This window comes from Mycobacterium sp. 852014-52450_SCH5900713, assembly GCF_001667075.1.
Taxonomy (GTDB): Bacteria; Actinomycetota; Actinomycetes; order Mycobacteriales; family Mycobacteriaceae; genus Mycobacterium.
In genome coordinates this window covers 36013-59253 of the sequence record NZ_LZIL01000028.1, presented here as the reverse complement: position 1 = coordinate 59253, position 23241 = coordinate 36013, and the positions used below count along the sequence as shown (strand labels likewise).

Here is a 23241-nt window from a genome sequence, read left to right as displayed (position 1 = left end):
GTTGGGTCGGCGTCGGCGGATACAGGGTGGGACCACCCATACCGTCAACGCGTAGCAACGCACCATGAAATACTTCGAGAGTGAGCCCACTCGCGATTGAGGTTGTCGGCCTCACGAAGACATTCGGGGACAACACGCACGCACTGGGCGGCGTGAGCTTCTCCGTTCCCGCAGGGACGGTGTGCGGCCTGCTCGGCCACAACGGTGCCGGCAAGACGACCACCATCAACATCCTGTCGACGTTGATCCGCCCCACTTCGGGGCGTGCCTTTGTCAGCGGATACGACGTCGTTCGCCAGGCCGGCCAAGTGCGCGCCAGCATCGGGATGGCGGGCCAGTTCACCGGGATGGACCCATACCTGACCGGGCGGGAGAACCTCGTCTTGTTCGGCAGGCTGCGCGGCCTACGTCGCCAGCAGGCGAAGGCTCGGGCCGACGAGCTTCTCGAGCAGTTCGACCTCGTCGGGGCTGCCGATCGACGGGTCTCGACGTACTCGGGAGGCATGTGGCGACGCGTCGATCTTGCAAGCGCCCTGGTGGTGCTGCCGAGAGTGCTCTTCCTCGATGAGCCGACCACCGGGCTCGACCCACGTAGCCGCCGTGCCATGTGGTCATTTGTGAGTTCGTTGGCCCTGCAGGGTGTCACCGTGCTGCTCACCACGCAATATCTGGAAGAGGCCGACGTGCTGAGCGACTCGATCGTGCTCATCGACCACGGACAGGTGATCGCCAGCGGCACGGCCGAGGAACTTAAACAGAGGGTAGGCAGCAGCTACTGCCAGGTGACCCCCGCCAATCCGGCGGACCTGCCGAAGGTCGCGGCCGCGTTGGCCGGCCTCGAAGGGATCGATATCGACACCGAGATGAACTTCGTGTCGGTGCCCGCGCCCGAGGGGGTGGCCACACTGGGTGAGGTGTTTCGACGCGTCGACGCAATCGGCGTCGAACTCATCGACATCTCGTTGCGCAAACCTTCGCTGGACGAGGCGTTCATGCGCCTCACCGAGCGGCCCGTTGCCCAACCATGACAGCCCTGGGTGCACTGACCGAACGTTCGCTGCTCGCCGCGGCACGAGACGGCGGCTTGATATTCGAGATTTTCTCACCCGTCGGATATCTGGCCGGCTTTTCCCTGGCGCTGCACGGCCTGGTCGACACTGGACACGTCAGCTACTCGCAGTACCTGGTCCCAGCCGTCGCCATCCAGGCGGTGGTCTTGGTTGCGATGCTCACCGCGGACCGCGCAGCACGTGATCATCTGCATGGGCTGGGGGAGCGGTTGAAGACGTTGCCCATCGCCGCGGCAGTTCCGGTAAGTGCCCGAATAGTGGCGACCTTGGTCCGGGCCGCGCTCGCCCTGGCAGTGGCGATCGCGGCAGGCTACGCATTCGGATTCCGGATGACCGGCGGACTGCTGTATGCGTTGGCCTTCGTCGTCATCGCGTTGCTGCTGGGCTTAGCTGTGGCACTCGGCGCCGACGCGCTGGGTTCACTGACCAGCAGCCCCCAAGGGACCAGCCACGTACTGTTCGTTCCCCAACTCTTGTTGTTCATGTTGTCCACAGGGATCGCCCCCGAGAGCAACTTTCCCGGGTGGTTGCGCCCGTATGTGCGCAACCAGCCGTTGTCAGTGGTCGCCGAAACACTGCGCGGCTTGGGCTCCGGCCACGTGGCGCTCGGCAATTTGGCGGCCAGCCTGGCCTGGTGTGTGGGGATGGTGCTGGTTTTCGGCGCGGTCACGCTGCGTCTGCAGAGGCGGAGCCAGTGATGGCCGAAGCTCGGCTGCCAACCTCGCTAGTCACCCAGAGCTGGGTGCAAGCCGGTCGACTCCTCACCGAGTGGCGGCGCGAGCGTGCGGTGCTGGTGGGGTCCCTGATCGTCCCCGTTTGCCTCTTGCTCGTCTACGTCGTGGTGCTGGACGAGCGCGTGCACAAGCTCACCGGCGTCCAGAGTGTCTACGGCCTGGTTCCGGTGTGTGCGGTGCTGTCCGGGGTGTTCGGCGCCCTCAGCACTTCGCTTGGCATCGCGATGGAGCGCGATTCTGGACTGCTGAGCAGGATGTGGGTGCTGCCGGTTCACCGCGCAAGCGCGCTGACCGGGCGTTTGACGGCCGAGGCGGCGCGCGCCCTGCTCGGAACTGCCTTGATCACCGCCCTCGGGGTCGCGATGGGACTGCGCTTCACTCACGGCTGGGCCACAGTCCTGGTGTACGTCCTGATCCCCCCGATCATGGTGGTCGGGTTCACGACGCTGGTCATGGCGATCGCCATCCGTACCAACGGTGTTGCCCTCATGACCTGGCTGGCGGCCGGCACCGTTGCGCTGGCGTTCCTCAACCCGGGGACCACGCCGATCATGTTGTACCCCGACTGGCTTCGACCGTTCGTTCGTATGCAGCCGATGTCGGCGCCCATCGAGGCGATGTGGGGATTGGCCCACGGCGGCCCGCTGTTGTGGCCCCTCGCGCTAACTTTTTGCTGGGCGCTGGTGCTGTTCGCGGTTTTCATCCCGATCGCCGTGCGCGGCTACCGGAGCGCCGCCGAGTCGAGCGCTTGAGCCGCACTGTGGCAGTGCGATCCGTACCCCGAGAGGCAGAACGACGATACTTCAGGTGTTGCGAGCGCCAAATAGCCTCGAGCCGGCTTCGCGCACCTGAGACGTTCGGACACGAAACGACCGAATGTACCCTAGGAAGAGCGCGCGGCGACCTTCTTTGGTCCTCCATCGCATCAGGTTGAATATCCAAAGGTAAACCGGCAGCCGCTTCAAATATTCTTTGTCCTTACTCATGCTGACGCCGCTCATGTCGTTGTACCGGGCGACGACAATGTCCATGTATCGGGTGACGAGCGCGGGGTTGGAGAAGCAGCGGATATTGAAGTCCCAATCGGCGCAGACGGGGTAGCGCAGGTTGTAGGGTCCGATGCCGGCGAAAAGCTCGCGGCGGTAGAAGATCGCCTGATGGCAGATGTTGGTGTCGTACAGCAGGCGGTCGAGATCGAAGGCACCGGCGTGACGAACCGAGGTTGAGCGCAGCAGCACATCGCCGTATACGAGATCGCTAGGCTCATGTTCGCCGATGAAGGCGGCCACCCGCGCCAATGTGTCTGCCTCATATACGGTGTCGTCGGCTCCCAGAAACAGCACCCAAGATCCGTTAGCCATGCTGACGCCACGGTTCATGGCGTCGTAAGTGCCCTGGTCGGGGGCCGAATGGATGAGCATGCGTGCGCACGAATCGGAGGCGAAGCTTTTCGCGATCTCGACGGTATCGTCCGTCGAGCCTCCGTCGACCAGGACCAGCTCGAAGTCACTGCAGGTCTGTTGAACAACGCTCTGGAGGCAAGCACGCAGGGTCGCAGCCACGTTCAGCGTCGGCACGACGATCGAGAACATTGGGGCGGTCACGACGTACTCACAATCTTCTGCTCGAGCGCTCGGTCCAGTACTTGGTGTTTCGTTCGGCCCGCGTGATGCGCCTCCGGTCAATCGCCCTCGCGGAAGAAGACACCGTCGGCCTGCAGCATCCGGCCATTGCGAACATCGGTGACACAGGGCTGCAACCCCGTCAGCGTAAAGCCCAACGATTCCACCAGTTCGAGTGCTTCACGGATGAGCATGCCTCCTTCGTACAATGGGGCGAACGACAGTTCAAGTTGCATACCGATGCAACGGTCATTCAGCGTCGATTTGGCGCCTGCGAGCACCTGCTTCTCAAACCCTTGAACGTCGATTTTGATGAATGTGACATCAGTCGGCCGGAGAATTTCTGGCGCTATGGAATCAAGTCGGTGTATAGCCACGACCTCGGTACCTACGTAGTCGGCCCAGGGGAAGGCGTCCTGATGGGCCTTCAGCATCGGCAAGACGGAACTGCTTTCACCGGCATTTGCTGCCACATTTATTGCAATCTTTCCGTCAACATCACCTAGTGCACACGCCCGGCAATCCCATAGCGGATCCGTTGATGCCCTGCGCGCCAGCTGGGAAAACGGTTCCGAAAGGGGTTCGAAGGAGACGATACGACCCTCGAAGTCCGCCTTGCGCAGGCCGGTGGCGTATTGCCCCGAGTTGGCTCCGACATCAAGCACGACATTGACTCGATGCGATTCGAGTTGATTCATAAAGTTGCGCTCCCAGTCCAAGCCGGGAGAGTAGCTTGACAGCTCGAAACCGGCGCGGCGCGCGATCAATCGAACACGGTGGGAGAAATCCACTGCGCAACGCTAACACGCGAATATGCGAGGGTCCGAGGAAACGGAGTACCAATGAGCCTACCTCGCCACACGGTCTAGCCTGTGGTGAAAGCGCCGTTCAACAGAGCCGTCGCCGACGCGCATTCATGTCCTTAATGGGCCGACGTTTGCGCGATACCACGCTATCGTCGCTTCGATGCCGTCTCGCAGCGCGATTCCTGGCTGCCATCCCGCCTCCCGCAACACCGAAATGTCCAACAATTTGCGCGGCATTCCATCCGGTTTGCTTGGATCCCAACGGGTTTCGCCGGAGTAGCCCACGGTTGCGGCAACCATCCCGGCGATTTCGGCGATGGTGTGGTCGATACCGGTACCCACGTTGACCTGATTAGGGTCGTCGAAGTGTTCCAACAGGTACAGACACGCGCTCGCCAGATCATCGACATGCAGCAGCTCACGCCGGGGAGTTCCGGTGCCCCAGTTCGTCACCTCTGGGGCGCCGCTGGCTTTGGCCTCTTCGTATCTTCGGATGAGTGCGGGCAGTAGGTGCGAGGTTGACGGGGAGAAGTTGTCACCCGGTCCGTACAGGTTGGTGGGCATCGCAGAGATCCACGCCAGGCCATGCTGACGCCTGACCGCTTGGACCTGAAGGATGCCCGCAATCTTGGCGATTGCGTACGCGTCGTTGGTCGGCTCCAAGGCCCCGGTCAGTAGCGCACTCTCCCGGATGGGCTGTTGGGCGAACTTGGGATAGATGCACGAGGAGCCGAGAAACAGCAGCCGCGGCACCCGCGCCGCCACGGCGGCATCCAGCAGATTGACCTGAATCTGGAGATTCTCTGACAGGAAATCGGCCGGATATGTGTTGTTGGCCATGATGCCGCCGACCCGGCCCGCCGCGTCGAGGATGACCTCAGGTCTTGACTCTAAAATAAAATCAAAGGTGGCCTTTCGATCCGTCAGGTCGAGTTCGCTGTGTGAGCGCACAAGCAAATTGGTAAATCCTTCGGCCTGAAACTTGCGCAACAGGGCGGACCCGACGAGCCCGCGGTGCCCGGCGATGTATACCGGCAAGGTGCGGTCGAGAGGGCCGACTGACGGGTGCATCCTGGTGTTTAGTTCCAGCCGGGAAGGATTGGTTTGTCGATCCATGGTGTGCCGTCGCATTCCAATGCGGCGATGTCGGCGTCGACCATGATCCGCGCCAGTTCGGCGGTGTGAATGGAGGCCTTCCACCCCAGTGTCTGGGCGGCCTTGCTTGCATCGCCGATTAGCGAATCGACTTCGGTAGGGCGCAGATAGCGTTCGTCGAACTTGACATATTTTTGCCAGTCGAGTCCGGCGTGATCGAAGGCGGTCTGGGCGAACTCGCGCACGCTGTAACCGCGCCCTGTTGCGAGAACAAAGTCTTCGGGTTCGGGTGCCTGCAGCATCCGCCACATCCCTTCGACGTATTCGGGCGCATAGCCCCAGTCACGGACGGCATCGAGGTTGCCAAGGTAGACGTCGGACTCGATGCCGGCCTTGATGCGGGCCACGGATCTGGTGATCTTTCGGGTCACGAATGTCTCACCGCGCCGGGGTGATTCGTGGTTGAACAAGATACCGTTCACGGCGAACAATCCGTAGGCTTCCCGATAGTTACGTGTGGCCCAGTACGCGTAGACCTTCGCCGCGCCGTAAGGAGAGCGCGGGTAGAACGGGGTCTGCTCGTTTCGCGGTGGTGGCGAGGCGCCGAACATCTCCGACGAGGACGCTTGGTAAAAGCGGCAGTGTACCCGCGACAGCCGGACGGCTTCCAGCAACCGTATCGATCCCATGGCGGTGGCGTCGCCGGTGTATACGGGTTCGTCAAAGCTGACCCGCACGTGTGACTGTGCTGCGAGGTTGTAGACCTCGTCGGGTTCGATGGTGCTTAGCAAGGTGACGAGGCGTGTCCCGTCGAGCAGGTCCCCGTAGTGCAAGAACAGCCGTGCGTCCGGTTGGTGTGGATCGACATAGAGGTGATCGATCCGCCAACTGTTGAATGTCGACGTTCGGCGCACCAGCCCGTGCACCTCGTATCCCTTACTGAGCAGCAGTTCAGCGAGATATGAGCCAACCTGTCCGGTGATCCCGGTGATAAACGCTCGCTTCACGAAATTGCTGCTTCGACAAGCGGATACGTGTCAAGGCATCCCAGGTGTCCTACCATATCGCGGCCGTCTCACTCCTCGTTGCGCTACGACGGCGGGGCGTCGCTGTCGATTCATAGTAGATGTCGAGGGCAAGGAGCGTTAAGCAACGGCATCGTTGATCAAGGCAGTTATTTTGCGGGTTGCGGGCCTTTTCGGTCGATTAGGTGATAAGCGCACGGTAAGCTACGTCGCGCGCCTGACCTGAGACGAGGTGACTAGTCCGCCGATGCGATTTGTGCTGGCGTCCTATGGAAGTCGGGGCGACATCGAGGGTTGCGTCGCTGTTGGTCGTGAGCTGCTGCGCAGGGGGCACGAAGCCCGCATGGCCGTCCCCCCTGACCTGGTGGGCTTCGTCGAGGGGGCTGGCCTTGAGGCGGTCGGTTTCGGACCGGATTTGCAGTCGTTCGTGGAGGCGCAGCGCAAAATTTGGATGGAGGCGAATTTCCTCCAGAAGTTGCGGTGGCGCGAATCTCGGAAGCTTTATGCGCGGTGCTGGCGGGAGACGAGCAAAATACTCACGCCGCTGACGGACGGGGCCGACCTATTAGTCACCGGCCTGTATCTCGAGGAGTCCGCCGCCAACATTGCGGAGTATCACGACATTCCGTTAGTCACCCTGCACCACTCCCCGGTACGGGCGAACGGTCAACTCGTTCCGATCCTGGCTGACGGCCGCCCTATTCCGTTTGTTCCATCGCCTTTGATTCGCTTTTCCATGACGGCGAACGAGTGGTCGGCGTATTGGCGCATGTCGAGGAAAATCGACGGCGCGCAGCGCCGTGAACTCGGCCTAACGAAGGCATCAGGCCCGCCCGGGCGGCGGTTCGCTGAACGCGGATCGCTGGAAATCCAGGCCTATGACGAGGTTTGCTTCCCCGGGCTGGCCACCGAATGGGCGAAATGGGATGGCCGACGGCCCTTTGTGGGCGCGCTGATGCTGGAGTTGACGACCGATGCCGATGACGAGGTCGCGTCGTGGATTGCTGCGGGAACACCGCCGATCTGTTTCGGCTTTGGCAGCACACCGATCGGATCTGCCGTTGACACGGTCGAAATGATCAGCGCGGCGTGCGCGCAGTTGGGAGAGCGGGCGTTGATTTGCTCCGGCAGGACTGACTTCGGCAACGTCCCACATTCCGACCACGTCAAGGTGGTGGGCACGGTGAATTACGCGGCCGTCTTTCCGGCCTGCCGCGCAGTCGTGCATCACGGCGGCGCGGGGACTACGTCCGCGAGTCTGCGCGCGGGAGTCCCTACCTTGATCCTGTCGACGTTCATCGATCAGGCGCTCTGGGGAGCTCAGGTCAGACGACTGAATGCGGGTACCGCCCAGCGCTTTTCGACCACAACCCGCGAATCACTGGTCGCCGACCTACGCCAGATCCTGGCCCCGGAGATCGTCGCCCGAGCCCGCGAGATCGCCACTCAAATGACCAAACCCGCCGAAAGCATTGTAAATGCCGCCAATCTCGTGGAGAAGCTCGCTCGCTCGGGACGTGATGGCTGATTGGTGAAGGCCCAGACGCGGCCCCGAGAATTTCCGCCCGCTGCTTAAGTATCGAGCGGCCTGGCGCAGCCCGGCCTAGGATCCCAGCTGATCACGGTTGGCGGTCCCACAACCGTTTAATATGCTTAACCGCGCAGAGGCGAACGGAGTCGGGCACCGACCTTGAGAGTTCTCAACAACGAAACGAACGGGCTGCTGCGGGCGCACGGCGTTCGGTCCGGCGTAGGCGACCTGGCATTCGCGGCATTAACCGTGGCGATGTATCCGATCGCTCGCTACCGGATCTTCACGGGGTTCCGGGACTACGACGACGAGGGCTACATGCTGATGTCCCTCAAGTCGTTCCTCAATCACGGCTGGCTGTATGACGTCTTCGGCGGCTACGGCCCCTTCTACTACGAGTTTTGGGGTGCGGTCTTCTCCATCTTCGGGATGTCAGTAACCAACGACTGCGGCCGCGCGGCGACCCTGGTCGTCTGGGTGCTCGCAAGCCTGCTTCTCGGGTTGACCTCCTGGCGCATGACCGGGAGCATCATTCTCGGCCTCGCGACCCAGCTGGCCGTATTCCAGGAGCTTTCCAGCCTCAGTGCGGAGCCGATGCATCCGGGCGGTCTCATCGTCTTGTTGGTCTCAGCGATCATGGTGTTTTCCTGTTTCGTGCGCGATCGCAGCTCATATCTTTCGATGGGCCTGCTCGGCGCCGCCGTGATGGCGCTGGTCCTTGTAAAGATCAATGTCGGCATTTTCGCACTTTCCGCTGTGGCCTTGGCTTGCGTGGTCAGCTTTCCAGCATTTGACCGGCTTCGCTGGGTGCGCCCGGTAATCGAGGTCGGCTTCGTGGCGCTGCCGCTGGTGCTGATGAGCTCGAAGATGAGCGAGGCATGGGTTCGCCAATACGCACTCCATGTCTCGGCCGCCGCGCTCGCCGTCGTGATCGTGCTGCGGGCCCGCGGCGTCGATCGTCGCGATTCCAAAGAACTCTGGTGGCTTGGCGGCGGCTTGCTTGTTGTCGGCTTGGCCCTTTTCCTGGCGATCCTCGCCGGGGGAGCGAGCCCCTCCGGCCTCACCGAGATGATCAAGGTCCCGCTGCGGTTTGCCGGAGTTTTCTCGTTTCCGCTCACGCTGCCTAGCTGGACCTATGTCCTTGACATGTCGGCCGTGGCGGGGGCACTCGGCTATAGGTACTTCGCCCGCAACCATGGGGACCGCTCGAGCCTCACCTGGACTTGGGTTGTCTCCGGGGCAAGCATTCTCATCGGCCTCCTGATGGCGTTCTCCGGGATCTTCATGCTTGTCATCGGCCCGTTTGTGATCGGCTCGACGACCCCAGTAACGCGGCTAGGCCTCGCGAGCTTGGCCTGGGTGGCGCTGATTCAGGCGCCCGGAAAGTCGGACGAGCGAACCCAGTTCGCCCGCCTATTGCTGCCGCCACTGGCGGTCTTACAAACCTTGCACGCTTTCCCGGTCGCGGGCAGCCAAGCGTCATGGTCGGCCGTACTTTTGATTCCCGTCGGGGCGCTGTGTATCGCAAACGGGGTTCGCTTGGCCGCCTTCAGTCTCGGTGACCGGAGGTTACGACGCACCCCCATCGTGATCGGCGCAATCGCGGTGACGGTGGCCGTAGCTGTGCTCGTCAGCATCCAGTTCATGCTGGGGCTCGATCGGGATCGGGCCGCGTACCACCGCGCAGTCCCGCTCGGGCTGCCAGGCGCCCGAGACGTCCGCGTCAGTCCGAAACAAGCGGCGGACTACCAAGCGACCGTCGCCGCAGTCAATCACAACTGCAAATCGTTTGTGATGCTGCCAGTGATGAACAGCTTCTACCTCTGGTCGCAGCAGCAACCGCCCGCCGACTATAAGGTGACCGTGACCACCCCGACGGCGTTATTTGGCTCTGACCGCCAGCAGAGGGTGATCGAAACCATCCGCTCGATCGAAGGCCTTTGCCTGCTCGAAAACGTTCCGCTCGCCCAGCGGTGGAGTCGGTTGGGGGCCGGCGGAATGCCGCCCGGCCCGCTAGTCAGCTACCTGCGCCATGGCTTTGTTCCGATCGCAACGTTCGGTGATTACCAGCTCCTCAAGCGCGAAGGGAGCGGCAGCTGATCGCGAGCCGTTGCCGCAGTAGTGCGGGGACGGGGCCGCCAACGCGAACGACGCAGCAGGTCGCCTGTGGAAACCGCTCCGGCCAGGTTCGCGAATTGAGACTTGACCGGCAGGTACTGTCACAGAGCCGGTAGTAGTCGCCTGCCCTGTAGCTGGGTGCTCGCACATCCGACCTGGAGGCATCTGTAGTAGGAGGCTTTGGGGGCTGCAAAGTTGCGATCGGAGGCGCGATGCTGACTGTGAGTGTTGTGATACCCGTCTATCGCGCAGCGCTGACTTTGCGGGAGTTGTACGGTCAGTTGAGCATGGCGATGCCGCAAATCGCTCCCACGTTCGAGATCATCTTCGTAGAAGATTGCGGCGGTGACGAGTCCTGGTCGATCATCACCGAATTGGCTGCGGCAGACCAGCGCGTGCGCGGCATCCGCATGAGCCGCAACTATGGTCAGCATAATGCCCTGCTCTGCGGGATCCGCGCCGCACGCTACGACGTCACAGTCACGATGGATGACGACCTGCAGCATCCGGTGAGTGAGATTGCGCCGCTTCTTGCAGCGCTTGGACCGGACGTCGATGTGGTGTACGGCGCACCGCATGATGAGCAGCATGGCTTCTTTCGCGATGCAGCCTCCCGCCTGACGAAGTTCGCATTGGCCAGCGCCATGGGCGCCGAGACGGCACGCCACGTTAGCGCCTTCCGCGCCTTCCGCACCCGCTTGCGGGAGGGTTTTCGCGACTATCGCAGCCCTACCGTCTCCATCGATGTATTGCTCACCTGGGCGACATCTCGATTCGCGGCGATCAATGTGCGACACGCCCCGCGTTCCGTTGGCGTCAGCGGTTATTCGGTCCCGCGCTTAGTTCGCCATGCGATCGACTTGATGACAGGATTCAGTACGCTCCCGCTGCAGATCGCCAGCCTTATCGGATTCGTCCTAGTATTGTTCGGCATCTCTATCCTTATTTACGTCTTTGCCAACTATCTGATCAACGGGAGTGCTGTGCCCGGCTTCGCATTCCTCGCATCAATCATTGCGATCTTCTCCGGAGCGCAGCTTTTTGCGCTTGGCGTCATGGGCGAATACCTCGCCCGTATGCATTTCCGCACAATGGACCGGCCGGCCTATCTGGTGAGCGAGACCGCCGCATCCGATGGCGCGGAACGCTCAAGTTGACCGCATAGACCCGACATCAGCATGTACTGTTGTCTCGCATGTCGGGCATATCCGAACCAAATTCTCATGACCGGCGCTGCCGACGTGACCAGACGAAGCCGCCGACCCTCGGAGCTTGGGTAAGGCCTTGCGGCTGGGCGCGACGAAGCATGGTCGGCGCACCGCATTCATCAGTTCCGCGGATATTGCCTCGGGGTCTCGGCGAGCACTTCGCGCATAGTCACGTCCGCAGGACGGACTGCCCTTTCGTGATTGTGCGGAAGCAATTCAACGCCGTGCATTCGAAAGGCGACTATGGCATACCTTGACCGCGAGCAACTAGCACGCCTGGGTTTCAAGCGCCTCGGTCGGAATGTGAAGGTCAGCGATCGAGCGGCGGTACATAACGCCGACCAGATCGAGATCGGAGATCACTCGCGCATCGACGACTTCTGCGTGGTATCGGGACGAGTGGTGATGGGACGCAACGTGCATCTCGCGGTATTCGTCAATATCGCTGGCGGCAGTGAAGGCGTGTTTCTCGACGACTTTTCCGGCATCGCCTACGGAAGCCACGTGTTCTCGCAGAGTGATGATTACAGCGGTCTGCATCTAACCGGCCCGACGTTGCCGCTCAAGTACCGCGAGGAGGCCAAACTGCCCGTCCGCATCGGTCGTCATAGCATCGTCGGCGCTGGCTCGATAATCCTTCCGGGCGTCGAACTTGGCGAAGGCACTTCCATAGGGGCCGGTTCGCTCGTCACGAGATCGACACCAGCGTGGTCGGTGTGCGTCGGGTCGCCGGCCAAGAAGATAAAGGATCGCCGGCGCGACCTGCTGCTGCTCGAGGCAGAGTACCTTACCGAAGACGAAGCGGCCCAGCGCGGCTAGGACATGGTCCGCACGCAGTTCATCCGCTACGTCCTTATCGGCCTCGCCCTAAATGCCGCTTTGTATGCTGCGTACCTCTTCTTGACTTCGTGGCCGATGGGCAGTGAGACCGCGATGACAATCACCTTCAGCGTCGGTATGCTACTGAGCTTCCTCGCTAACCGCGATATCACCTTTCGCCATAGCGGCCACCGACTCACCGCACTCGGACGGTATCTGACCTGCTATTCCGTCATCTACCTCATAAACTTCAGTGCCCTGTGGGTCTTTGCCGGCCGGATCGGTTTCCCTCACCAAATCGTCCAAGGCTGCGCGATCCTTGTGTTGGCCTTGCTTGCCTTCATAATGCAGAAGTATTGGGTATTCTCTGCGACTGCTGGCGGTGCGAGAAGGATTAAGAAGAGAAGTGCTTGATGATCCGCATCCCGTTCAACAAACCGTCCGTGGTTGGGTCGGAACTGGTCTATGTCGGTGAGGCGGTCGCGGGTGGGCATGCCAGCGGCGACGGTCCGTTCACCAAGCGCGCCCAGCGAATGCTGGAAGAAGCCTTCGGCGCAAAGCGGGTGTTGCTGACGACATCATGCACGTCGGCGCTCGAAATGGCCGCGCTCCTGTGCGATCTGCAGCCAGGTGACGAGGTCATTGTCCCATCCTACGCCTTCGTGTCTACGGCCAACGCATTCGTGCTGCGTGGCGGTAGGCCGGTGTTCGTCGACATCAGGGCAGATACGCTCAACATAGATGAGCGACTGATCGAGCAGGCAATCACTCCGCGCACGCGGGCCATAGTCCCTATCCATTACGCGGGCATTTCCTGCGAGATGGACGCAATCATGGACATTGCCGACCGCCACGGTTTATTGGTTGTGGAGGATGCAGCTCAAGGCGTTTCCGCCCGGTATAGGGGTCGGTGGCTAGGAACGATTGGTCACCTGGGCTGTTACAGCTTTCACGAAACCAAGAACATTTCCTGTGGCGAGGGTGGCGCACTTGTTGTCAATGATCCGGCCATGGTGGATCGTGCCGAAATCCTGCGCGAAAAGGGTACCAACCGTAGTCAATTCGTGCGCGGCCAGGTTGATAAATATACCTGGGTGGACGTGGGATCCTCCTACATTCCCTCCGATATGCTCGCCGCATTCTTGGTGGGCCAGATCGAAAATATGGAGAAGATCTCCAAGAGGCGTGGTGAGATATTCGACCATTATGTCACCATTCTCGCCCCTTTGGCGGAAAGTGGCCTGATTCGCATCCCAGTAGTGCCGCCACATTGCATCACCAACTACCACATGTTTTATCTGTTGACTGCCGACCTCGAGGAACGCAGCGCCCTCATCGCGCATCTGGGTGCGGCCGGCATCCTCGCGGTATTCCACTACGTACCGCTGCATACTTCACCATTCGCTCAATCGCTCGGCTTACCAAGAAAGTATTTGCCGAAAACCGAGGAACTCAGCGCACGATTGCTGAGACTGCCAATGTATTTTGACCTCGCCGACAAAGAGGTAGAGGAGGTCGCCAATGCGGTACTGGACTTCTACCAGACTGCGCGCCGTTAATGGTCTACGGCGTACGGACGCCAAACGTCTTGGCTGACTTAGGCACGGATTGCTTGTGCCGCTTGCCTTTCATCAACGACCCGCGTTGCACCCGCCCTGCGGCGCCGAGCACCTGTGCACGCACCCGCTGGATGCTGCGGGATCGGCTGGCATCGCGCGGACAGGTCACACGGGAACTTCGCCAATGACCTCGTCGGCGTTCTCGGGCGTGTCGCCCGCGAGCTTGAAGAGCCACCGGTCGAGGATGAGGAAGCGGCCGACCCAGACGATTCCCAAGCCAAGCAGCTGGGCGACCAACACAGCTGCGCCTCGGGCGAGATCGGTCCGATCGGTCATCGCGTCCTCGACGAGGTGGGTGAAGAGGGTGGCGAGGGCGACGCCCAACATGACGGCTATCCAGAATACGAGCACCTGGCTGCGCAGGTTCTCGCGCGACGTTACCCGCCAGACGAAGTGTTCGTTGGCGAAGAAGTTGGGGATCGTGACGATTGCGGCCTGCAACAGCGACGCAGTGGTGTAGTTGTGCAGCCACAAGCCCAGGATCTGGAGGAGGGCCTGGCCGATTGGGACGAAAATCACCGACACAGCGGCATAGCGCAGCTTCTTGTGTGTCTCCTCCGCTCGGGCCCGTTCGAGAAGGCCCAAATGCGGGAGGTTCATGGTCGGCCAACATACTCGTAACGGGTCGCTCGGGAGCTGAATTGGTGGAACCCATAGCTGCTGATCGATGAATGTTCTGAGAACGGAAATCGAACCGAACTAGGGGATCGCAACCGTAATTGACTAAACCCGCGAATTGCTTTGAAGTCGTTGATAATTTGCGAGGATGCCCGAATCCACCATGGCACCCGTCAGGACGTTGGGACAAACGATGAGACGGTTTTCGACGTCCGGATGGGGCGCCGCCGGTTGGCAACAGGCCCTAGTCGCGGTGATCGCTGCCATCGTCTTCTGGCCACAAGCCTCGGTAAATCCTGCCGTCGGGCTCGATCCCTCTTGGCAGGCCGGGCTTGCGCTGGCCCGGATACACGATCTCGCATGGGGCCGGGAGGTCGTATTCACTCTCGGACCCCTCGGTTTCCTGCAAACGACTGCCTACTATTCGTTCGATCAGTCGCTGCTCGCCACGATCTACCAGATGATTACGGTCGCCGCGCTGTTCCTCGGCATCGCGGCCGGACTGCGGCAGCGCTACGCCCCCCTGACATCGCTCATTGCCGCGTTCGTCACGACCGGCATCGCGGCCTACCTCTGCATCGGTCCTGGCTTGGAGGTGGGGGACTCGTTGGGCATGATGTACCCCGAACTTGCATTTCTCGCGGCGTTCGCGTGGTCAAGCGTGCTCCTGTTGCAGGACGCCCCCCAGCGCTCGACGGTCTTCATCACGTGCCTCGTGCTGGGCGCAGCTGCGGGGTTCCAGCTGCTGGTGAAGCTGAACAGCGGCCTCGCCGTCTTCGCCATCGCGCTGGTCGCGTCCCTGTTGCTCGACTGGCGCGCTGTCGGGCGCCATTGCGCAACGACCATCATCTTCGTGGCGTCCATACCCATCTGGTGGATTTTCGCCGGCCAACGACTGGGGGATCTGCCCAAGTGGCTCAGGTTCAGCGCCGCCGTGGCATCGGGTTACAGCGAAGCGATGGCAAGGCCCCTCCCGGCGCTCGGCTTGCAAGCGGTCCCCGCAGTGGTGTTGACGTTCGCGTGGGTGGGGGCCATCTGTGTGGTGTTAGTGCGTGGCGGCGCGAAGATTCCCCGCCGGTTTGTGTTGCTCGTCGGCCTGACGACCGTAATCGTGGTCAAGTCCGCGTTCGCACGGCTTGACCAGTGGCACTTCAGCATTCTGCTCGGCCTGATCGTCGTTGCGGTGATCATTTCTCCCTTCTTCGTAGCTCGGCGCCGCGTGTTTGTGGTGGCTGCGGTGACGAGCGTGGTGCTGTATGTAGGAGTTTTCGGGCCTTTCGCCTACATCCACGCCCAGGAGGCGCTGGAGGCGCCTGCGCAGGCGGTCGATCGCCTCGTCACGCTCGCCCTGCCAGGTCACGTCAATCAACGCATCGAGCAAGCCAAAGCACGCCAGCGTGCGCTTTACGCCATCCCGGGTCGCTTTATCGACTCGATTGGGCCGGGAACGGTCCACATCGATCCCATTGAAGCATCGGCCGCTTGGGCTTACGATCGGGCGTGGCGCCCAGCGCCCGTTTTTCAGACGTACGCGGCCTACTCGCCCGCGCTTGATGGCCTAAATGGCGAATCACTTACTAAAGGGCCACAATTCGTCCTGTCTCAGCTATCCCCCCCGGACGCACCTGCCGTCGGCATCGATGGGCGGCTTGGCGTACAAGAATCTCCCCGGTATTCACGAGCGCTGCTATGTGACTACACCGTAAGCGGGGTTGAGAACGGCTGGGCGCTGTTCACCCACACTGGATCCCGCTGCGGACGGCTTACCGCGCTGTCGGAGGTCACCGTCCACGAGAACGACGTGATCACAATCCCCGAGCCGAGCGAACCGAACGCGGCGGTCCTCGCGGGGATCGATCTGCAGTCAACGGCCGTCGACCGACTTTTTCAGGGTACAGTCGCGCCCCTGATCTCCTTCGGCGTCGTGCTCGACGGAAACACGTACCGCCTCGTCACCAAAAACGCGGCCGAACCTTTTCTTGTCAAAAGCCCTCCGTCGGTCAACTCCACGAACCTGCAGATCCACGCCCACACCATCCGTTTGAGCCGTTCACAATTCCTTGGTCATCAGGGAGTTACTGCGCGGCTGAGCTTCTACGAGATGCAGGTCCGCCCCTGAGACGGGGACGAACTCGAACCGATGTGGACAGCCGGTTGCTCCCGCCCGTCATGGATACGAAATGGCGACATTAGTCTTCTGAAACGGGTTATATGGGGCTGGCATGAACTATATGCTGTGCGCACCCGCGCGGAGGCCACAAAATCGAGGTTCAAGGCGTTTGGAAGCTCATCCATCAGCGGTTCTTCGACCAGAAGCCGATCCGCGAAATCCTGCTGCCGTGCAACTAACGCGTGACGCGCCCTGAACTCGGAGAGAGAGGAAATCGTGGGATCGTCACCTCAACTGGCGCAATTCGATTTCGACGTCTGTGTCGTCGGGGGGTGCGGGCACGTCGGGCTGCCGCTGGCCATTGTGATGGCGCACCGCGACTTACGAGTCGCGATCGACGACATCGACACGAGCGCCGTCGAAATGGTCCGATCGGGACGCATGCCCTTCGTGGAAGAGAAGGCAGAGCCGATGCTCGCCGAGGTCATCAACAGGAACCTGGTCGCCGATAACGATCCAACGCTCATCTCGAGGTCCCGCGTGGTCATTGTTATCATCGGCACGCCGGTCGATGAGCACCTGAACCCCACTTTCCACAAGATCCATCGCTTTTTCGAGAGCCTGATGCCGTACTTCGTCGACGGCCAGTGCATCATCCTCCGGAGTACGGTCTATCCCGGGACGACCGAAAGACTGGATGCGCTCGTGCGAGCTTCGGGTCGGTACGTCCATGTCGCCTTTTGCCCCGAGAGAATCGCCCAAGGACGCGCGATGCGCGAACTGGTCGAGCTACCACAAATCGTGGCGGGTTGCGATGACGAGGCGACACGAGTCGCCACCGATCTCTTCAGCCGGATCGCCCCTTCGATCATTTCGATGCAGCCGATAGAGGCCGAGCTGACGAAGATCTTCGCCAACGTCTGGCGCTACATCCAGTTCGCGACTGCCAACCAATTCTTCATGATCGCAACCGATTTCGGGTTGGACTTCTACCGAATTTATGACGCGCTCACGCGCGACTATCCGAGGATGGCCGGATTGCCGAAGAGTGGGTTCGCGGCCGGACCGTGTCTCTTCAAGGACACCATGCAGCTCGCGGCCGCGACCGAGTCGCGGTTCTCGCTCGGGCACGCGGCGATGCTGATCAACGAGGGCCTTCCGAACTTCGTCGTCGAACACATGAAATCGCGTTACCCGCTTCACGATTTGACGGTTGGGATCCTCGGCATGGCATTCAAGGGCGATAGCGACGACACGCGGGAGTCTCTTTCTTACAAACTTCGAAAGATCCTTGAGTACGAGGCGGCTGCCGTTGTATGCACGGACCCGTTCGTCGAGGACCCGCGCCTTATCTCGCTCGACGCGGCCGTCGAGCAGTCCGACATCCTTGTGCTCGGCGCGCCGCACAGCGACTACCGGTCGCTGGTGATCCCGGATGACAAGCCGGTCGTCGATATTTGGAACTTCTTCGGCAAGGGAGCGCAACTCGCGTGAAGATTCTCGTCACGGGCTCGGCGGGTTTCGTAGCCGGCTACCTCGTCGAGGAACTACTCGCCAACGGTTACGAGGTAATCGGCATCGACAACGACTCTAAATACGGACCGGTCGACCGCGCGTACGACGCAAATCCGAACTACACCGCCGTCAAGGGCGACGCGAAAGATGTTGCACTGCTCAAGGAGTTGCTCGAAGGCTGCGATCATCTCGTCGCCGGCGCTGCCATCATCGGTGGCATATCGCTATTCCACGAGCTGGCCTACGACCTGTTGTCGGAGAACGAGCGCATCACTGCGGCCACCTTCGACGCAGCGATCTGGGCGCACCGCAATGCGCGGCTCCGCAAGATCACCGTCGTATCGTCTTCGATGGTTTACGAGAGCACATCGACCTATCCCACCCCCGAGGGAGAGCAGCGCCGCTGCCCGCCACCGGAGTCGACGTATGGTTTTCAAAAGCTCGCGACCGAGTACTTCGCCCAAGGCGCATGGGAGCAGTACGAGCTGCCCTACACCATTGTGCGACCGTTCAACTGCATTGGTGTGGGCGAAAAGCGCGCCTTATGCGATCGCGAGATCATGTCGGGCAACGTCCGGCTCGCGATGAGCCACGTCGTGCCTGATCTCGTCCAAAAGGTTCTCAAAGGTCAGGATCCGCTGCACATTCTCGGCGACGGCAGCCAGGTCCGGCACTACACCTACGGGGGCGATCTCGCCCGAGGCATACGCCTCGCCATCGAGTCTCAAGCGGCGAATAACGAGGATTTCAATCTCTCGACCGCGACGTCGACGACAGTGCGCGAACTCGCCAACATAATATGGCGCAAGGTCAAAGGTGATGTCCCACTACGGTTCGTGAGCGACGATCCGTTTCCCTATGACGTGCAGCGGCGTGTGCCTGACGTTCAAAAGGCCATGGAAATCCTCGGTTTCAAGGCCACGACGTCACTCGATGAAGCGCTCGATGAAATCATTCCGTGGATTGAGAACCAGATCGAATTGGGCGGTATCTGATGTCGGAAGGGCACGGCGAGCTCAACTCAGAGTTGGATCGGCTGTATGCTGCGCGGTTTCACGACGACGAGCGTGAGTCCAAGGCTCGCCTGTGGCGCGTCATTTGCCAGGAATTCTTTTCGCGCTATGTGCCCGCCGATGCCTGCGTCGTCGATTTGGGCGCCGGCTACTGCGACTTCATCAATAACATTTCGGCCCGGCGCCGGATCGCTGTCGACCTCAATCCCGACACGAAACGGTTTGCTGCGCCCGGCGTCGAGGCACACCAGCTTGCGCTCGAACGACTCGCTGAGGCGGTCGACCACGGAACGGTGGATCTTGCATTCGCCAGCAACGTCTTTGAGCATCTTCGCGGTCCCGATGCATTGCTCAAAGTGCTCGCCAACGTCCGCACGGCGCTGCGGCCCGGTGGGCGGATCATGATCATGCAGCCGAACGTCCGGCTGGTGGGTGGAGCGTTCTGGGACTTCTTCGATCACACCCTGCCGCTGAGCGAGCGCGGAATGAGTGAGGCGCTCGAAGTCGCCGGATTCCGGGTGGTCGAGTGCCGCGCGAGATTCCTGCCGTATACGACCAAGAGTCGCCTGCCGCAATGGGCCTTTTTCGTTCGGCTGTACCTGCGCTTGCGTCCGGCCCAGTATCTCCTGGGCAAACAGATGCTCCTGGTAGCAGAGCGGCCCCAATGACCGACGAGATCGACTTCATCGTTCCCGTCTACAACGAAGGCTCCAACATCGCCGACGCACTGGCCGAGCTCTACTCGATGGTGAGGCGCCCGAAACGGGTTCTGATCGTCTACGACTTCGACGAAGACGACACGGTGCCCGTGGTCCGCGAGCTCGCACCTCGTTACCCCGGCGTGGAACTGGTGCGCAATGCCCTCGGCAAGGGCGTGATCAACGCGATTCGGGCGGGCGTCGATGCGGCACGCTCCGACGTGGTAATCGTCTCGATGGCGGACTTGTCAGACGACCTGCGGGTTGTTGACGACATGGTCCGGTTGATTCGCGACGAGGGTTACGACGTCGTGTGTGCTTCTCGCTATATGCGTGGAGGGCAACAGATTGGTGGCCCTTTCCTCAAGCGGACGATCTCACGAGTCGCCGGCGTATCGCTGTATTGGATGGGCGGACTGCCAACACACGACGCCACCAACGCTTTTCGCGCCTACCGCCTCTCGGTCCTTCGTGAGATTCCCATCGAGAGCTCGGGCGGGTTCGAATATTCGCTCGAGATCACGGCCAAAGCGCACGTCGCCGGTCATCGCGTCACTGAAGTACCGTCAACCTGGCGCGACCGTACGGTCGGCCAGTCGCGCTTTCGCCTGATGAAATGGCTGCCTTACTACCTCAAGTGGTACGTCTACGCATTCAGCCGGGGTCGTGTGTTTGCCGGAGGCGGCCGATGAACGCGCGGTCGCATTCCCGCGGAAAGGAGTGGCAGCCATGAGGGCCATCGCCTTTTATTTGCCACAATTCCATCCGATCGCGGAGAACGACCAGTGGTGGGGACGCGGCTTCACTGATTGGGTCAACGTCGCCAAGGCGCGCCCGTTGTTCCGTGGCCATCACCAACCCCAGATTCCCGCTGATTTGGGCTATTACGACCTGCGCCTGCGCGAGACACGTATCGCGCAAGCCGAGCTGGCTCGACAGTACGGCCTTGGGGGATTCTGCTATTACCACTACTGGTTCAATGGCAAACTGCTGCTCGAAAAGCCCCTAGAGGCTGTCCTCGCCGATCGGGAGCCGGACTTCCCCTTCTGCGTTTGTTGGGCCAACGAGACGTGGAGCCAGCGTTGGGACGGTCGGGATCACGACGTACTCATCGGGGCGGACCTTGACCGCTACGATCCGGAAGCCCACTTCGAGTATCTCGGCAAGGCGTTTTCGGATCCGCGGTATATACGCGTCGAAGGCCGACCGGTCTTCATCGTTTATCGCATCGACCAGTTCCCCGACTTTCGATCGACTATCGGGCGGTGGCGTGCCAAGGCGCAATCGATGGGGCTCCCCGGCATCTACCTCTGTGCGCTGCGTAGCCACATGCACAGCATGAGCGATGCCGAGACGATTGCCCTCGGTTTCGACGCGATCGTCGGGTTCGAGCCGCATTTGGGTACGCTGCGGCCCCAGCTTGCCGCTGCTTCGAGACGCCACATAATTCGTCGCTTGCTCAGTCGTCTCCGGGGAAAATCGTTCGTTGTTTTCGACTACGCCGCACTGGTCCGTGCCGCCGAACGGCAAGACCCGGCCGAAAGGCGTTTTCCGTGCGTGATACCGAGCTGGGACAACTCTTCCCGATTTGCCCGATTTGGCGCCCTGGTCATTCAGAATGACGATGCCGAGTTGTTCGAAGCATGGCTACGCGACGCCGCGAATCGCGTGGCTTCCTACCCGGACGACGAGCAAATCGTCTTCATCAATGCCTGGAACGAGTGGGCCGAAGGATGCCATCTTGAGCCGGACCGACGCAACGGGCACCGTTTTCTGGAGGCCGTACGGAAAGTGTTCGGCGGAACCGCGGAAGTACCCCGTCAACCCAGCAAGCTAGGAGAGGACAGATAGCTATGCGCGTTCGTATCGCGTTTACCCGCAAGCAGCTCGCTGCGATTACCGCGCCCGCGCCGACAGTTGAAGCTATCTACTACGCCCAGCGACGCCCGGAGATGTTGCCGTTCGTGCCCGCAGCCGCGAAGCGCGTGCTGGAGCTCGGCTGTGCGGAGGCGGCGTTCGCTGCCACGGTCAAGGAGTTTACCGGTGCCGAAGTCTGGGGCATCGAGTTCAACGAGCAGGTAGCCGAACGTGCACGTACCGTCATCGATCGCGTGCTCGTCGGAGATGCCGATGAACAAATCGCCGAGCTGCCGGACAGCTACTTCGACGCGATTGTCTGCAACGACGTGCTGGAACATCTTGTCGAGCCGGGCTCGACCCTTCGGCAGCTTCGGCAAAAGCTTGCGCCTGGGGGTGTCGTCGTTGCCTCGATCCCGAACATCCGCTTCTTGCCAGCGCTTAGCCAAGTGGTTTTCCGGAAGGACTTCCCGCAGGAGGACGCTGGCATCTTCGACCGCACACACCTGCGCTTCTTTACCCGCAAGAGCATCGTGCGGTTGTTCGAGACAGCAGGCTTCACCATGCGGAACATGAAGGGCATCAACGCATATCGCGGGCCCCTTGGTCTTTTGCTGACGCTCGTAACCTTTGGATACTTCAGCGATGTTTTTTATACGCAATACGCGTGCGTGGCGTCGCCACGAACCTAAGCCCTACTTCTGTAGCCCTTGATTACCAACGGCTTTCGCGCTGGCAAGGCGCTCTTCACCAGCAGAGAGGCCTGCGGGAAGGGCGGACATGCTGGCTCAAATCTCCTCGTTGGCGCCGGTCCGCGTGTTGACCACAGCCAATCCCCTGAGGGAGGCCAGCCGCTGCTCACCGCGAAGGTAGGTCATTCGACCTTTGCTATCCCTGGAATCCGCGAACCTGGACGCGACATAGCCTTGGGCGGCTGTGAGGGCCTTAAGCCCGTGTTGCAGTTCGGATCGGACAAAGTAGGCGTTGTTGCCTGCGCTGTTGCTGCCGACGAAGTCGTATCCTTTGGAGTGTGCCAGGTCGCAAAGAGCGGGCAGGGAGGCGCCGAAGTACAGATTGCTGAATTCTTTCCCTGTATTGAATTTCGGATCGTAGGGGATTGTGATCGAGCGTTCCGCCCCGAAGACACTGTTGTATTCGATGATTACGATCGCCGGACGCACGGCAGTCAGGGCGCGCCACACCCAATAGTCGTTGCCGTCGATGTCGATATGCAGAAGGCCGATGTCGCCTTCAAACCCGTGTTGTCGCAACAATTCATCGATGTTCTCGGCGGTCACGAAGGTGCAGTGGCTTTGTAGATCGTGGCGCCACGAGATCGGATCACGCTTGATGGAATCGATGTTCCGACTTGAGCCGTCCATGACTAAGCCACGCCAGTTGTCATTCACGAGTAGGAATCTGGTGTTGGCCTCCTGGTAGTCCTCGACCCCGAACTCAACGAAACTGTCACTGAGGCCTGAGAGGCGGTGGATCAGCCATTGAATGATCCCGTCGTCTCCGAACTGGCTAAATACCGAGAATTCGACGTCAGCGAAACCGTCGATTGATTGGAGCTCTCGAACCCGCCAGGCCAAAGCACGGCCGATCAGAGTGCGCTGCCTGACCTCGCTACGCTTCAACAACTCTGCCTGCATAGCGAACGGGTTCAAGAAAATTTCCATGCTTGTCCTTTATCTCGCCATCACCTGCGTGCCGCGGCGCAGGTCAGGGGCTTACAGTCAAGCCGACAGGCCCGTCGGCTTGCAAGAGGGTTCGTGTGGGG

At 61.0% G+C, this 23241-nt stretch carries 22 protein-coding genes; 16 read left to right on the top strand and 6 right to left on the bottom strand.

Features of this window, described 5'->3' with window-relative positions; genetic code table 11:
- Positions 1-80 precede the first annotated feature (80 nt).
- The 3 genes from A5773_RS06440 to A5773_RS06430 are packed head-to-tail and all read left to right on the top strand — an operon-like array spanning position 81 to position 2556.
- The gene (locus A5773_RS06440) at positions 81-1028 is read left to right on the top strand and encodes a daunorubicin/doxorubicin resistance ABC transporter ATP-binding protein DrrA (protein WP_067790141.1); all 948 of its coding nucleotides are present in this window, start codon (positions 81-83) and stop codon (positions 1026-1028) included.
- Positions 1025-1768: an ABC transporter permease gene (locus A5773_RS06435; RefSeq protein ID WP_067790138.1), complete on the top strand. Its 744-nt coding sequence runs from the start codon at positions 1025-1027 to the stop codon at positions 1766-1768. The genes A5773_RS06440 and A5773_RS06435 overlap by 4 nt, the downstream gene beginning before the upstream one ends.
- A complete protein-coding gene (locus A5773_RS06430; RefSeq protein ID WP_082948122.1) occupies positions 1768-2556 on the top strand; it encodes an ABC transporter permease in 789 nt (262 codons plus the stop codon). Before A5773_RS06435 ends, A5773_RS06430 begins: the two co-directional genes overlap by 1 nt.
- A gap of 51 nt (positions 2557-2607) precedes the next feature.
- Here A5773_RS06430 and A5773_RS06425 read toward each other — a convergent pair whose 3' ends face one another.
- The 4 genes from A5773_RS06425 to gmd form a co-directional block, all read right to left on the bottom strand.
- Positions 2608-3396, bottom strand: coding sequence for a glycosyltransferase family 2 protein (locus A5773_RS06425; RefSeq protein WP_082948118.1), 789 nt, complete (start codon positions 3394-3396; stop codon positions 2608-2610).
- Between the two features lie 89 nt (positions 3397-3485).
- Positions 3486-4217, bottom strand: coding sequence for an FkbM family methyltransferase (locus A5773_RS06420; RefSeq protein WP_067790132.1), 732 nt, complete (start codon positions 4215-4217; stop codon positions 3486-3488).
- Positions 4218-4340: 123 nt separating this feature from the next.
- The gene (locus A5773_RS06415; protein ID WP_067790129.1) at positions 4341-5303 is read right to left on the bottom strand and encodes a GDP-L-fucose synthase; all 963 of its coding nucleotides are present in this window, start codon (positions 5301-5303) and stop codon (positions 4341-4343) included.
- Positions 5304-5311: 8 nt separating this feature from the next.
- Positions 5312-6334, bottom strand: coding sequence for a GDP-mannose 4,6-dehydratase (gene gmd / locus A5773_RS06410; RefSeq protein WP_067790128.1), 1023 nt, complete (start codon positions 6332-6334; stop codon positions 5312-5314).
- A 265-nt stretch (positions 6335-6599) separates the two neighbouring features.
- Here gmd and A5773_RS06405 point away from each other — a divergent pair, with 265 nt between their 5' ends.
- The 6 genes from A5773_RS06405 to rffA all read left to right on the top strand — a co-directional run bounded on the left by A5773_RS06405 (position 6600) and on the right by rffA (position 13587).
- Complete coding sequence (locus A5773_RS06405; protein WP_067790125.1) at positions 6600-7880, top strand: glycosyltransferase; 1281 nt, start codon at positions 6600-6602, stop codon at positions 7878-7880.
- Between the two features lie 162 nt (positions 7881-8042).
- Entirely contained in the window at positions 8043-9983 is a 1941-nt protein-coding gene (locus A5773_RS06400; protein ID WP_067790123.1) for a hypothetical protein, read from the top strand.
- A gap of 230 nt (positions 9984-10213) precedes the next feature.
- Entirely contained in the window at positions 10214-11158 is a 945-nt protein-coding gene (locus tag A5773_RS06395) for a glycosyltransferase family 2 protein (RefSeq protein WP_067790120.1), read from the top strand.
- A gap of 294 nt (positions 11159-11452) precedes the next feature.
- On the top strand, positions 11453-12028 hold the full coding sequence (locus A5773_RS06390; protein WP_067790117.1) for a DapH/DapD/GlmU-related protein: 576 nt from the start codon (positions 11453-11455) through the stop codon (positions 12026-12028).
- Between the two features lie 3 nt (positions 12029-12031).
- Positions 12032-12442, top strand: coding sequence for a GtrA family protein (locus A5773_RS06385; RefSeq protein ID WP_067790113.1), 411 nt, complete (start codon positions 12032-12034; stop codon positions 12440-12442).
- A complete protein-coding gene (gene rffA, locus A5773_RS06380) occupies positions 12442-13587 on the top strand; it encodes a dTDP-4-amino-4,6-dideoxygalactose transaminase (RefSeq protein WP_232001806.1) in 1146 nt (381 codons plus the stop codon). Before A5773_RS06385 ends, rffA begins: the two co-directional genes overlap by 1 nt.
- Positions 13588-13752: 165 nt before the next feature.
- On the opposite strand, the gene A5773_RS06375 is transcribed toward rffA, so the two are convergent.
- Complete coding sequence (locus A5773_RS06375; RefSeq protein ID WP_067790110.1) at positions 13753-14247, bottom strand: GtrA family protein; 495 nt, start codon at positions 14245-14247, stop codon at positions 13753-13755.
- Positions 14248-14413: 166 nt separating this feature from the next.
- On the opposite strand from A5773_RS06375, the gene A5773_RS06370 reads away from it, so the two are divergent.
- The 7 genes from A5773_RS06370 (at position 14414) to A5773_RS06340 (ending at position 22150) form a co-directional block, all read left to right on the top strand.
- Positions 14414-16384: a hypothetical protein gene (locus tag A5773_RS06370; RefSeq protein WP_232001805.1), complete on the top strand. Its 1971-nt coding sequence runs from the start codon at positions 14414-14416 to the stop codon at positions 16382-16384.
- A 267-nt stretch (positions 16385-16651) separates the two neighbouring features.
- Positions 16652-17869, top strand: a complete 1218-nt coding sequence (locus A5773_RS06365) for a nucleotide sugar dehydrogenase (RefSeq protein ID WP_082948117.1) — start codon at positions 16652-16654, stop codon at positions 17867-17869.
- Entirely contained in the window at positions 17866-18885 is a 1020-nt protein-coding gene (locus A5773_RS06360) for an NAD(P)-dependent oxidoreductase (RefSeq protein WP_067790106.1), read from the top strand. Before A5773_RS06365 ends, A5773_RS06360 begins: the two co-directional genes overlap by 4 nt.
- Positions 18885-19571 (top strand): bifunctional 2-polyprenyl-6-hydroxyphenol methylase/3-demethylubiquinol 3-O-methyltransferase UbiG, encoded by a 687-nt coding sequence (locus A5773_RS06355; protein WP_067790104.1) that lies wholly within the window; start codon positions 18885-18887, stop codon positions 19569-19571. The genes A5773_RS06360 and A5773_RS06355 overlap by 1 nt, the downstream gene beginning before the upstream one ends.
- Positions 19568-20293 (top strand): glycosyltransferase, encoded by a 726-nt coding sequence (locus tag A5773_RS06350; protein WP_067790099.1) that lies wholly within the window; start codon positions 19568-19570, stop codon positions 20291-20293. Before A5773_RS06355 ends, A5773_RS06350 begins: the two co-directional genes overlap by 4 nt.
- Before the next feature lie 37 nt (positions 20294-20330).
- Positions 20331-21452: a glycoside hydrolase family 99-like domain-containing protein gene (locus tag A5773_RS06345; RefSeq protein WP_067790096.1), complete on the top strand. Its 1122-nt coding sequence runs from the start codon at positions 20331-20333 to the stop codon at positions 21450-21452.
- 2 nt (positions 21453-21454) lie between these two features.
- Positions 21455-22150 (top strand): bifunctional 2-polyprenyl-6-hydroxyphenol methylase/3-demethylubiquinol 3-O-methyltransferase UbiG, encoded by a 696-nt coding sequence (locus A5773_RS06340; protein WP_082948116.1) that lies wholly within the window; start codon positions 21455-21457, stop codon positions 22148-22150.
- Between the two features lie 96 nt (positions 22151-22246).
- On the opposite strand, the gene A5773_RS06335 is transcribed toward A5773_RS06340, so the two are convergent.
- Positions 22247-23140 carry an FkbM family methyltransferase gene (locus tag A5773_RS06335; RefSeq protein WP_067790085.1) on the bottom strand — a complete coding sequence of 298 codons (894 nt, stop codon included), beginning with the start codon at positions 23138-23140 and terminating at the stop codon, positions 22247-22249.
- Positions 23141-23241 lie beyond the last annotated feature (101 nt).